Here is a 12226-nt window from a genome sequence, read left to right as displayed (position 1 = left end):
GAACAAAACGATGGATGCCCTGTGCTCTGAACTGCTGGCCGAAGTTCGCAACTTCCGCCACAGCAACCCCGAAGTGCGATACGTCGACCTGATCTCCCTGGACATTCCGGGGCATTTCTACGGCAAGCGCTACCCGATCGAAATGCTGGAGAAAGTCGCTGCCGGCAGTGCACTGAAACTGCCGCAAAACTGCGTGCTGCTCGGCACCCAGGGCGGGCTGTTCAAGATTGGCGACTACTGCTTCAACGATGGTGACCCGGATGCGCTGCGGCGTTTGGTGCCTGGCACCTTGAAGCTGGTGACCTGGGAAAAGCAGCCTCTGGGCCAGATGCTGATCACCTCCGACGGCACGGAAAAACCCATCGAATTCGAACCCCGTGAAGTGCTGGCCCAGGTGCTGAACCGCCTGCACCGTAAAGGGATTTTCCCGGTGGTGGCCTTCGAGCTGGAGTTTTACCTGTTCGACAGCCGCTTGAAGGACGGCCTGCCGCAGTTCCCCCGCGATGAATTGACTGGCGATGCCGATGATCAACCGAACATGCACATCGAACGCTTGTCGCGCTTCGCCCCGGTGCTCGATGAAATGGTCGAGACCGCGCGAGCCCAAGGCATCGATGCCACGGTGATTACCGCCGAACTCGGCCCGGGCCAGTTCGAAATCAACTTCGGCCATTGCGATGACGGCCTGCGTGCCGCCGACTGGGCCGCCCTGTTCTGCCGCAGCACCCGGGGCGTGGCGCTCAAGCACAACCTGCGCGCCAGCTTCATGGCCAAACCCTACTTGCAACACCCCGGCAGCGGCATGCACGTGCACGTCAGCCTGTATGACCAGGCCGGCAACAACCTGCTGGCGGCGAACGGTCAGCGGGCGCTGCGCCATGCCGTGGCCGGTTGCCTGGAGGTGTTGCCACACTGCATGCCGATCTTTGCCCCGAACCACAATGCCATGCGCCGCTTGAGTGGCACGGTGAACGTGGCGTCCCGCGCCAGTTGGGGCTTCGAGGATCGCGATGCGTGCTTGCGTATTCCGGAGTCGGACGTCAAGAACCTGCGCATCGAACATCGCCTGGCGGGCGCCGATGCCAACCCGTATCTGGCGCTGGCGGCGATCCTGGTGGGGTTGGAGCAGGGCCTGGAAGGGGAGCGCGAGCCGATTGCACCGCTCAACGAAGACCGCAGCAGTGGCATCGATTTCCCGTTGGAAATGCTCGAAGCGGTGCAGTCCATGCAACATCATTCAGCCGTGCGCGAAGGCTTGGGGGCGGAGTTTGTGGACGTCTATTGCGAAAACAAACGTCAGGATCATCTGGCATTTCTGCATGACATCAGCGCGCGTGAGTACCGCTGGTTCTTGTAGTCGCCCATAGAAAACATGTGGATATATAAGGGGTTAGAGCGTTTAGTAACTGGATGGTGAATAAAAAATATCTTGTTACAGGCCGAAATATTCCGTAATATCCGCGCCGCGTTCACCACCACGGTTTATGCATTTTTAAGTCCCGGGCGTCCATCAGCTGCCCGGGATTTTTTTTGCCTGCAATTTGGTCGGCCGTTGAGAATCAAAAGATCGCAGCCTGCGGCAGCTCCTACAGGGATGTACGTCATACCTTTGTAGGAGCTGCCGCAGGCTGCGATCTTTTTTGCCGTCAAATGCTGACTACTACACTGGTACGCTGGCGCGTGCGGTCATTTTCATCAGCCAGTAATAACTCAACGCCGGCACCAGCAACCCGACCACCCACGCCAGATCCACCCCGTCCAGCGCCGTGGCCACCGGGCCGACGTACAGCGTGGTGTTCATGAACGGGATTTCCAGGACGATCGCCAGCAGGAAACTGCCGCAGGCAATCCGGTTGATGCGCCCATAGATCCCGTTCAGGTCGAAGATGTCATCAATCTGGTATTGCCCTTTGCGCAGGCAGTAGTAGTCCACCAGATTGATCGCCGTCCACGGGATCAGGAAGTAGCTCATGAAGAAGATGAAGTTCAGGAAGAAGTTGATGAAGTCGTCCTGACTGATGGTGCACAGGGCCGTGGCCACCAGGCTGATCAGCAGCATGAACACACCGCGCACCCGCGGCGTCACCTTGAGTCGGGCGAAAGGCTCGATCACGGTGATGGTCGACATGAACGCGCCGTACAGGTTGAACACGTTGATCGACACCTGGCCATAGACGATGAAGGCGAACAGCAGCACCGCACCGGTGCCGAACAGACCGGCGACATGCCCGCCGACGTTGCTGGAAAAGTCGCCGATGCCGACGCTCAGGATCGCCCCGAGAATCATCATCCACGCACCGCCGCTGACCGTGCCGGCGTAGCTGTACCAGAACACCTGGGCGGTCGGCGTATTACTCGGCAGGTAGCGCGAGTAGTCGGCGACGTAAGGCGCGTAGGACAGTTGCCAGGTCACGGCGATGCTCACCGCCACCAGGAACTTCGACAACGAGAAACCGGTCGGCAGCCATTGTTCGGCCGGGATCGGCAACTGCAAGGCGAGTACCGTGGCGGCCACGAACACCACCAGCGACAGGATCGACAGCAGCTTCTGCAAGCGGTGAATCAACCGATAGCCATAGAGGGCGACCACGAAGCACAACGCGCCGATCAGGTAGATGTTGCCGGACATCGGCAGCGGGCTGACGGACTCCAGCGCCTGGGCCGCGAGCAGGGTGTTGCTGACGAAGAAACCCAGGTAAATCAGCATCACGAACAGCAGCGGCAAGACCGCCCCCAGCACGCCGAATTGTGCCCGGCTCTGGATCATCTGCGGAATGCCCAGCTTCGGTCCCTGGGCCGAGTGGGAGGCCATGAAAATCGCTCCCAGCAACGAGCCGACGATGATCGCCAGCGCACTCCAGAACAGGTTGAGCCCCATCACCACCGGCAACACGCCGGAGGCGATGGTGGTGATGTTCATGTTGGCGCCGAACCAGATATAGAACAGCGAACCCGGCTTGCCGTGGCGTTCGGTTTCGGGGATGAAATCGATGCTTCTTTTTTCGACTTGCATGGCGATCACTCCTGAGTCCGGACGAGACGGGATTGCAGACGGGCGATGGTGCCGGGCAGCTCATGGGGCTGGTGGGCAAAGAGGTCCGGACGCTCGGGGATCAGGCTCAGGTAGTCGCGCTGTTCCAGGGCGCGCAGGCATTCGGTCGTGGTGAGGATTTCCAGCGAGTAGACCCAGTTGGCCATGATCAGCAGGGCCGAATAATGCCCGGCCTCGGTGGTCGTGGTGCAGGCATCGCTGACCAGGCGCACGCGATAACCCAGGGCAAAGGCATCGAACACGCTGGTCAGTACGCAGACGTCGGTCAACACGCCGCAGATGATCAGCGTGTCGACCTCCATGGCCCTGAGGCGGGCATCGAGGTCGGTGCGGTGGAAGGCACTGTACCGGCCCTTGTCGATAATCCATTCACCGGACTGTGGCGTCAGCGACTCGATGATTTCCACCTGCCGGGTGCCGGCGCGGTAACCGCCGGGGCCACCGTCGGCGGCCAGGGGTTCACCGTGGGGCAGGTCACTGCCGTCGGCCTGATTGATGTGGCGGGTATAGATGACAGGCATCCGCTGATGGCGGGCGGTATCGAGCAGGGCGGCGGCATGGGCGACCACCCTGTCGACGTTTTCCAGGACGAAGCCGTCCTCCTGCTGCATGTCGATGATCAACAGCGCGTTGTTATTGTTCATTGGGCAAACCTGATCAAAGGCGAATACAAGACACCGCACGCGCCATGCCATGGCGAGACGCGGGGTGCGTGATTGGCTGTTCGGGTGGGCTCAGTGAACTATTTGCCAGAAGCCGTTCTGCTTGGCCGAAACGCTGGCGCGCAGGCGCTTGAAATGCAGGTGCGAGGCGGTCCATTCACCGCGTAGATAAGCCCGCGCGGCGCCGGAGGGGAGGGCGAGTGATGGGAGACGATCAGTGATCATTGGAATCGACTCTTGTGGGGGCGCGCTTGCTTCCACAGGACAAATGCGTACCTGTAGGAGCGAGCTTGCTCGCGAAAAACTCTGGACAACGCGTTCATTCAGATGGCCCGCGTTATCGTTGGCGTCCATCGCGAGCAAGCTCGCTCCTACAGTTGATGTCGCAGGGCGGCGCAATCAGCGGAACGCTGGCACCACATACTTGATAAACAGCTCCAGGGATTTTTTCTTTTCCGCGTGGGGCAGGCTGTTATCGCACCAGAAGCTGAATTCGTCCACGCCCAGTTCCTGGTAATACTTGATGCGCGGAATGATTTCTTCCGGGGTGCCGATCATGGCGGTCTTGTGCAGACTCTCGAGTTCGAACTCGGGGCGCCCGGCGAATTTCTCTTCCGGGCTCGGCGCGAGGAAGCCGTTGACCGGGGTGGTCTTGTTGCCGAACCAGGCATCGAAGGTGCGATAGAACTTCGAGATCGCCTTGGCCCCGACTTCCCAACCTTGCGGATCGTCGGCGGTGTGCACGTGGGTGTGTCGCAGCACCATCAGTTGCGGGCGTGGCACGTCCGGGTTGTTGTCCAGGGCGGCCTGGAATTTGTTCTTCAGGTCGAGGACTTCCTCGTCGCCTTTCATCAGCGGCGTGACCATGACGTTGCAGCCGTTGGCCACCGCGAAGTTGTGCGAGTCCGGGTCGCGGGCGGCGATCCACATCGGCGGGTTTGGTTGCTGGATCGGCTTGGGCACGCTGGTGGAGGTGGGGAATTTCCAGATGTCGCCGTCATGGGCGTAGTCGCCGTTCCACAAGGCCCGCACCACCGGAACCATTTCCCGCAGCGCCTGGCCGCCGGAGGAGGCTGGCATGCCGCCGGCCATGCGGTCGAATTCGATCTGGTAGGCCCCACGGGCCAAACCGACTTCCATGCGGCCGTTGCTGATCACGTCGAGCAACGCGCATTCACCGGCCACCCGCAGCGGATGCCAGAACGGCGCGATGATGGTGCCGGCACCCAGGTGAATGGTGGTGGTCTTGCCCGCCAGATATGCCAGCAACGGCATCGGGCTCGGCGAGATGGTGTACTCCATGGAGTGGTGTTCGCCGATCCAGACGGTGCTGAATCCACCGGCTTCGGCCATCAGCGTCAGTTCGGTCAGGTCTTCGAACAACTGGCGGTGGCTGACGCTTTCGTCCCAACGTTCCATGTGTACGAACAGGGAAAACTTCATGACGCTTACCTCGGATCTTTTGTTGTTGGCCTGTCGACTGCGGGCCTGATGGTTATTGGTATACCATAATACGAAATCTGTGCAAATGTTTCTCTCTGGTGAGCAACCTGTGGGAGCGAGCCTGCTCGCGAAAGCGGTCTGCCGGGCGAGATGGATGTGACTGACAAACCGCCTTCGCGAGCAGGCTCGCTCCCACAAGGTATGCGCAATACCGCAGGTCAGGCCAGAACAGGCAGGGCGCCCATCTTGCCGCGGCAATACACCAGTGGCCCGCTGCTTTGCTGGGGCACGATCAGGTTCTTCACCGCGCCGACCATGATGGCGTGGTCGCCGCCTTCATATTCGCGCCACAACTCGCATTCGATGACCGCCGTGGCGTTGGCCAGAATCGGGTTGCCCAACTCGCTGAGCGTCCACTCGATCCCCTGGGCCTTGTCCTTGCCTTTGCGCGCGAAGGCATAGGCTTCGCTTTGCTGACCGCCGGAAAGCACGTGGATCGCAAAGCGCTTGTTCTTGATCAGGACAGGATAGGAGTCGGAGCTGTAGTTGGGGCAGAACAGCACCAGGGCCGGGTCCATCGACAGCGAGCTGAAGGCGCTGGCGGTCAGGCCGACGATTTGCCCGTCGTCATCGAGCGTGGTGATCACGGTCACACCGGACGGGAACGAACCCATGACTTGTTTGTAGATGGCGGCATCGATCATTGGACGGTCCTCGGGTGGTGTGACGCGGTTTTTATGTGTTTGTAGGTCTGATGGTATACCGTAATACATCGATTGCAAGGTCTTTTTGGGTGAACCGATAAACGTACGTCTTTCGTCGCAAACCCAATGTTTACGGGGCTTTCAGCTAGCCAGTGCTGGCGGGGGGCGGGCAGGATAGCGGCTCAGAGGCTTGTTCAAAGACCGGATCAGTCTTGTTTAAAGTTTGGAATACCATAATATGGTTCGCATCTGAGGGGCGGCCAGAGAGTCCCCCCGGTTTGACTTCATACAAAGATAAGAACAGACAAACTCGAGTTCATGCACATGTCCCAGATGTCCCGGCAAGATCCGTTGATCGAGAACCATACGGTCGACTACGTTCCACTCGCAGAGCGCCATGGGAAGGCCCGCGATCTTTTCACCCTATGGTTCAGCACCAACATCGCGCCACTGCCCATCGTCACCGGCGCCATGGTGGTCCAGGTGTTCCACCTCAACCTGTTCTGGGGCCTGCTGGCGATTGCCCTCGGGCACATGGTCGGCGGTGTGGTGATTGCGCTGGCGTCGGCCCAGGGGCCATGCATGGGCATTCCGCAAATGGTCCAGAGCCGTGGTCAGTTCGGCCGCTACGGCGCGCTGCTGATCGTGTTCTTCGCCGCATTGATCTACATCGGTTTCTTCATTTCCAACATCGTGTTGGCTGGCAAATCGATTGTCGGCATTGCGCCGTCGGTTCCGGTGCCGGCGAGCATCCTCATCGGCGCCCTCAGCGCCACGGCCATCGGGGTGATCGGTTATCGCTTCATCCACACCCTCAACCGCATCGGCACCTGGGTCATGGGCAGCGCGTTGCTCGCCGGTTTCCTCTACATCTTCGCCCATGACCTGCCGGCGGACTTCTTCACTCGCGGCGGATTCAACCTGTCGGGCTGGCTGGCCACGGTCTCGCTGGGCATCATCTGGCAGATCAGCTTCTCGCCGTATGTGTCGGACTACTCGCGCTACCTGCCGGCGGACATCGGCATCACCCGGCCGTTCTTCGCCACTTACCTGGGGGCGACCCTGGGCACGATCCTGTCGTTCACCTTCGGTGCCGTGGCGGTACTGGCGACGCCCGAAGGCACCGAGGCGATGGCGGCGGTCAAGCAGTCCACCGGTTGGCTGGGGCCAATCCTGATGGTGCTGTTCCTGCTCAACATCATCAGCCACAACGCCCTGAATCTGTATGGCGCGGTGCTGTCGATCATCACCTCGATCCAGACCTTCGCCAGCCAGTGGACGCCGAGCATCAAGGTGCGCGTGGTGTTGTCGGGCATCATCCTGGCGGGTTGCTGCGTGGTGGCGCTGGGTGCCTCGGCGAACTTCATTTCGCAGTTCATCGGCCTGATTCTGGCGCTGTTGCTGGTGCTGGTGCCCTGGGCGTCGATCAACCTGATCGACTTCTACCTGATCAAGCGTCGCCGCTACGACATCGCCTCGATCTTCCGCGCGGATGGCGGCATCTACGGGCGTTTCAACCTGCACGCGATCATCGCCTACTTCATCGGCATCATCGTGCAGTTGCCATTCGCCAACACTTCACTGTATGTCGGGCCGTACGCCAATCTGGTAGACGGCGCGGACCTGTCGTGGCTGGTGGGTCTGGTGGTGACATGCCCGTTGTATTACTGCCTTGCTACGCGAAGCCAGGCGCAGGAAAGCCGTGCGGTGAAGTTCGGCTACAGCGACTGAGGCAAAATCGTTCGGTGTGCGATTGAAAATGCCCGGCGCGTCGCCGTCACTGTAGGAGCGAGCTTGCTCGCGATGGTCGTTAACGATACCGCGTGTTTACTGACTAAACGCAGCGCTCTTAAGTCCATCGCGAGCAAGCTCGCTCCTACAATGACGGTAACGTGTCGGGCATTTTTGTGTTCGCTGACCGCTCAGGAATGCTTGAACACATTCAGGCCGCGTTGTAGCGCCGGCCTGGCTTCGACCGTGTCGAACCAGCGCGATAGCTGTGGCAGCAGCTTCCAGTCCAGCCGGTCACGGAATGCCATGGCGATGGTGAACGCCGAAATGTCGGCCATGGAAAACTGTTCGCCGGCCATGAATCCGCCGGTCAGAAAACTTTCCGAGTAGGTCAGTTGTTCGATCACCCGCAGATCGATGATTGCCGCCGCTTTGTCCTGCCCTGCCCGGTGCAGAAAAAACGCGGCATGGCTGGGGGCGATGACATCGGTCACGAAAAAGAAATAGCGGTCGATCACCCGGGTGCGCACAGGTCCCGGCTGCGCCGGTGCCAGCTTTCCGGGGGCAATGGAGTCGGCGTACTGGATGATGGCGTTGGACTGGTTGATGACCAGCGGCGGTGTCGTGCCGTGATCGATCAGGGTCGGCACTTTCCCGGCCGGGTTAAGCGCCAGGAAGTCCGGCCCGCGGTGCTCCTGTGCATACAGGTCGAGCTTGCGTGCCGTGTAGGCGATGCCCGACTCTTCCAGGGCGATCGCGGCCCGCAGACTGTTGCCGGTACTGGCGCCGAACAGCTCTATCCGATGGTTCATGGGCATTGCTCCTTGAGTGCACACAGGCAGCCAGTGAACACTGCCGATGAGGTCAGTATGATGAAAATCCGCCGCACCGATATTCAACAACAGTGATCGTCCATACCCCTGCGCGACAAGCCGTATCCCTCTACGAAAACGACTTTCACCGCGTTTGATAATAGCCTGCCGGGCAATACACCTGCGACTTCGCTCCCACAGAAAAAGCGATGTATGGGCTGACCGCCGCGCTGTCGGTGAAACGCCTCGCGACGCTGATCAATGCGGACAGGTATTTTGGCCGTTTCGATCTCCTTTTGGCCTGACTCACGCTGTGAACCGGCCACGCCCTCGGCAAGAATCACAACCAGAAGCTTCACTTCCTTGCCCTTGGCTATTTTCAAGGCCGCTGCCGTGTACAGAACATAAAAACCATCGAACTCACGCCACACTTGGGGAAATGATCCATGGACTCAATGAAACGCATACTGGGCGCCACCGTTTGCGGACTGTCGCTGCTGGCCAGTGCAGTGCACGCCGAACCGCGCGAATTGCGGGTGTACAACTGGGCGGACTACATCCTGCCGTCCGTACCCAAGGATTTTGCCAGGGACACCGGGATCAAGGTGACCTGGGACACCTTCGACACCAACGAGTCCCTGGAAGCCAAGCTGCTCACCGGCAACTCGGGCTACGACCTGGTGGTGCCCTCGAACCAGTTCATCGAAACCCAGATCAAGGCCGGCGTGTTCCAGAAACTCGACAAGTCCAAACTGCCGAACTGGTCGCACCAGGACCCGGCGTTGCTCAAGCTGCTGGACAAGAACGACCCGGGCAACCAGTACGGCGTGCCCTACATGTACGGCACCGTGCTGATCGGTTTCAACCCGGCCAAGGTCAAGGCGGCGCTGGGCGAGAATGCGCCGGTGGACAGCTGGGACCTGGTGTTCAAGCCCGAGAACATGGAGAAGCTCAAGGCCTGTGGCGTCGCGATGCTCGACTCGCCGTCGGAGATCCTGCCGCTGGCCCTGCATTACCTGGGGCTGGACCCGAACAGCCAGAACCCGGATGACTACGAAAAAGCCAAGGCGCTGATGCTCAAGGTCCGCCCTTACGTCACCTACTTCAACTCCGCCAAGTACATGACCGACATCGCCAACGGCGATATCTGCGTGGCCATCGGGTATTCCGGCAGCTTCTATCAGTTCGGCAACCGCGCCAAAGAGGCGGGCAACGGTGTGGTCGTCGACTGGCGCCTGCCCAAAGAGGGCGCGCCGATCTGGTTCGACACCTTCGCCATTCCCAAAAGCGCCAAGAATGTCGCCGAGGCCCACGAATTCCTCAACAACCTGCTGGACCCGAAAGTCATCGCGCCCATCAGCGACTTCCTCGGTTATCCGAATGCCAACAAGGACTCGCTGGCGCTGATCAACAAGGACATCACCGGCAACCCGAACCTGACACCGACCAGTGAGGCATTGAAGACGCTGTACGTCGTGCAGCCACTGCCGCAAAAGCTTGAGCGGGTGCGCACGCGGGTGTGGACCAGCATCAAGTCCGATCAGTAACACCGAGAGTCGAACACAAATCCTGCGGGCGACGAACATCCATTGTGGGAGCGGGCTTGCTCGCGAATGCGGAGTGTCAGTCAAGAATGTGTCGACTGACACTCCGCATTCGCGAGCAAGCCCGCTCCCACATTTGATTGATGTCGAGCACAAATCCCATGCCCGCTCACACAGGTTGTACGGTGCAGGCCTAGCGAAAGAACTCCCCCGGCGTTTCACCAAACTGCTGACGAAACGCCGCAATAAACGCCGACGTCGAGTCGTAGCCACAGGCCAGCGCCACGTCGGTCACTCGCTCACCCTGTTCCAATGGTGTCAGAGCGCCGAGCAGACGCAAACGCTGGCGCCAGGCGCGAAAGGTCAGGCCGGTGTCGCGCAGGAACAGGCGACTGAGGGTTTTCTCGGTGACGCCGAACTGGTCGCTCCAGTGACTGAGGGTGGTTTGTTGCTCGGGGTGCGACTCCAGGCTTTGAGCGATTTGCCGCAATCGGCTGTCCTGGGGCAGCGGCAGCATCAGGTCGATCTGGGGGGCCTCAGCCAACTGATCGAGAATCACCTGGGCCAACCGACCGTGCGCTCCGTCCTGATCGTATTCCACCGGAATCTGACTGAAGGCACGGATCAACTCGCGCAACAGATCGCTGACCGCCAACACATGACAGCCCGGCGGCGCCCAGGTCGAGACGCTGCAATCGATGTACAGGCTGCGCATTTCCGTGCGCGGCGAACTGAACACCCGGTGCGGCATGCCCGCCGGAATCCACACCGCACGCTCCGGCGGGGCGACGAAGCGCCCGATGCCGGTCTGGATTTCGAGCACGCCCTGGATCGCATAGGACAACTGCACCCACGGGTGGCTGTGGCGCCGGGTCAGGGCGCGATTGGGCAGCGATTCGGTACGCCCGTAGAGCGGTCGAGGCAGGCTGGACAGCCCGGGAATACTGCGCCGGATACTTTTGTCATGTCCTTTAGGCGGCATCGGTGGGCTCATCGGCGTTAGTCGGTAATATCCAGTCACGTTAGAGTCGCTTTCACGTACTGGCAACCCCCGGATGATCAACCCATGACTCGCCCCCGTTTGTTACCCGATAACTTCACCCTGACCCTGATCGGCGTGGTCGCGCTCGCCAGCCTGCTGCCTGCCAGCGGCCAGGTCGCGGTCGGTTTTGGCTGGCTGACCAACATCGCCATCGCGCTGCTGTTTTTCCTGCATGGCGCCAAGCTGTCCCGCGAGTCGATCATTGCCGGTGCCGGGCACTGGCGCCTGCATTTGCTGGTGTTCAGCCTGACCTTCGTGCTGTTCCCGCTGCTCGGCCTGGCGCTCAAACCCGTGCTGTCACCGCTGATCGGCAACGACCTGTACATGGGCATGCTGTACCTGTGTGCGCTGCCCGCCACGGTGCAGTCGGCGATTGCCTTTACTTCGCTGGCGCGGGGCAACATCCCGGCGGCAATCTGCAGCGCGGCAGCGTCCAGCCTGTTCGGGATTTTCCTCACGCCCTTGCTGGTGACCTTGCTGCTCAATGTGCATGGCGAAGGCAGCTCGACCCTCGACGCCATCCTCAAGATCAGCGTGCAGTTGCTGCTGCCGTTCATTGCCGGGCAGATCGCGCGGCGCTGGATCGGCAACTGGGTGGCGCGCAACAAGAGTTGGCTGAGGTTCGTCGATCAGGGTTCGATTTTGCTGGTGGTCTACGGCGCGTTCAGCGAAGCGGTGATCGAAGGCCTCTGGCACCAGATTCCGTTGCTGGACCTGGTCGGGCTGGTGGTGGCGTGCTGTGTGGTCCTGGCGCTGGTGTTGGTGGCCTCGACCGTACTGGGCAAGGCGTTCGGCTTCAATCAGGAAGACCGCATCACCATTCTCTTTTGCGGTTCGAAGAAAAGCCTGGCAACCGGTGTGCCGATGGCGCAGGTGTTGTTTGCCGGTAGCACCATTGGCGTGTTGATCCTGCCGTTGATGCTGTTCCATCAGATTCAACTGATGGTCTGTGCGGTGCTGGCGCAGCGTTTTGCCAATCGGCCGGAATCGATTCCGCAACTGATGGCCCAGGTCGATCCCTGAAAATCCCGGGAACCTGTAGGAGCCAGCTTGCTGGCGATGGACTGTAGGAGCCAGCCTGCTGGCGATGGACTCAAGTGCGCCGCGTTTATCCAGTTCACCCGCGTAATCGTTAACGACCATCGCTGGCAGGCCAGCTCCTACAAAGGACCGCGTTTATCCAGATCACACGCGTTATCGTTAACGACCATCGCGAGCAAGCTCGCTCCTACAGGA

The 12226-nt window shown here is 60.4% G+C and carries 12 protein-coding genes; 4 read left to right on the top strand and 8 right to left on the bottom strand.

The window, feature by feature from the left end; genetic code table 11:
- The first annotated feature begins 10 nt into the window (after window positions 1-10).
- On the top strand, window positions 11-1357 hold the full coding sequence (locus tag PPUTUW4_RS16460; RefSeq protein ID WP_015095708.1) for a glutamine synthetase family protein: 1347 nt from the start codon (window positions 11-13) through the stop codon (window positions 1355-1357).
- A gap of 303 nt (window positions 1358-1660) precedes the next feature.
- Here PPUTUW4_RS16460 and PPUTUW4_RS16455 read toward each other — a convergent pair whose 3' ends face one another.
- The 5 genes from PPUTUW4_RS16455 to PPUTUW4_RS16435 all read right to left on the bottom strand — a co-directional run bounded on the left by PPUTUW4_RS16455 (window position 1661) and on the right by PPUTUW4_RS16435 (window position 5861).
- Window positions 1661-3013 (bottom strand): cytosine permease, encoded by a 1353-nt coding sequence (locus tag PPUTUW4_RS16455; RefSeq protein WP_015095707.1) that lies wholly within the window; start codon window positions 3011-3013, stop codon window positions 1661-1663.
- A 5-nt stretch (window positions 3014-3018) separates the two neighbouring features.
- Complete coding sequence (locus PPUTUW4_RS16450) at window positions 3019-3696, bottom strand: isochorismatase family cysteine hydrolase (RefSeq protein ID WP_015095706.1); 678 nt, start codon at window positions 3694-3696, stop codon at window positions 3019-3021.
- 90 nt (window positions 3697-3786) lie between these two features.
- Window positions 3787-3939, bottom strand: a complete 153-nt coding sequence (locus PPUTUW4_RS30060) for a hypothetical protein (protein ID WP_172435765.1) — start codon at window positions 3937-3939, stop codon at window positions 3787-3789.
- A 174-nt stretch (window positions 3940-4113) separates the two neighbouring features.
- Entirely contained in the window at window positions 4114-5157 is a 1044-nt protein-coding gene (locus PPUTUW4_RS16440; protein WP_015095704.1) for an LLM class flavin-dependent oxidoreductase, read from the bottom strand.
- A gap of 218 nt (window positions 5158-5375) precedes the next feature.
- Window positions 5376-5861 carry a flavin reductase family protein gene (locus PPUTUW4_RS16435; protein WP_015095703.1) on the bottom strand — a complete coding sequence of 162 codons (486 nt, stop codon included), beginning with the start codon at window positions 5859-5861 and terminating at the stop codon, window positions 5376-5378.
- A gap of 324 nt (window positions 5862-6185) precedes the next feature.
- Here PPUTUW4_RS16435 and PPUTUW4_RS16430 point away from each other — a divergent pair, with 324 nt between their 5' ends.
- Window positions 6186-7592, top strand: coding sequence for a cytosine permease (locus PPUTUW4_RS16430; RefSeq protein ID WP_015095702.1), 1407 nt, complete (start codon window positions 6186-6188; stop codon window positions 7590-7592).
- 191 nt (window positions 7593-7783) lie between these two features.
- Here the strand turns inward: PPUTUW4_RS16430 and PPUTUW4_RS16425 are convergent, their stop codons facing one another.
- Together PPUTUW4_RS16425 and PPUTUW4_RS16420 are read right to left on the bottom strand one after the other, a co-directional pair.
- The gene (locus tag PPUTUW4_RS16425; protein WP_015095701.1) at window positions 7784-8404 is read right to left on the bottom strand and encodes a glutathione S-transferase family protein; all 621 of its coding nucleotides are present in this window, start codon (window positions 8402-8404) and stop codon (window positions 7784-7786) included.
- Between the two features lie 83 nt (window positions 8405-8487).
- Window positions 8488-8835: a hypothetical protein gene (locus tag PPUTUW4_RS16420; protein ID WP_041474900.1), complete on the bottom strand. Its 348-nt coding sequence runs from the start codon at window positions 8833-8835 to the stop codon at window positions 8488-8490.
- A 15-nt stretch (window positions 8836-8850) separates the two neighbouring features.
- On the opposite strand from PPUTUW4_RS16420, the gene PPUTUW4_RS16415 reads away from it, so the two are divergent.
- Window positions 8851-9951, top strand: coding sequence for a polyamine ABC transporter substrate-binding protein (locus PPUTUW4_RS16415; protein WP_015095700.1), 1101 nt, complete (start codon window positions 8851-8853; stop codon window positions 9949-9951).
- 190 nt (window positions 9952-10141) lie between these two features.
- On the opposite strand, the gene PPUTUW4_RS16410 is transcribed toward PPUTUW4_RS16415, so the two are convergent.
- Entirely contained in the window at window positions 10142-10930 is a 789-nt protein-coding gene (locus PPUTUW4_RS16410; RefSeq protein WP_015095699.1) for a helix-turn-helix transcriptional regulator, read from the bottom strand.
- Window positions 10931-11014: 84 nt separating this feature from the next.
- Here PPUTUW4_RS16410 and PPUTUW4_RS16405 point away from each other — a divergent pair, with 84 nt between their 5' ends.
- Window positions 11015-12013 (top strand): bile acid:sodium symporter family protein, encoded by a 999-nt coding sequence (locus PPUTUW4_RS16405; protein WP_015095698.1) that lies wholly within the window; start codon window positions 11015-11017, stop codon window positions 12011-12013.
- The last annotated feature ends 213 nt before the right edge of the window (window positions 12014-12226 follow it).

Source organism: Pseudomonas sp. UW4 (genome assembly GCF_000316175.1).
Taxonomy (GTDB): Bacteria; Pseudomonadota; Gammaproteobacteria; order Pseudomonadales; family Pseudomonadaceae; genus Aquipseudomonas; species Aquipseudomonas laurylsulfatiphila.
This window is presented reverse-complemented; position numbering and strand designations above follow the sequence as displayed.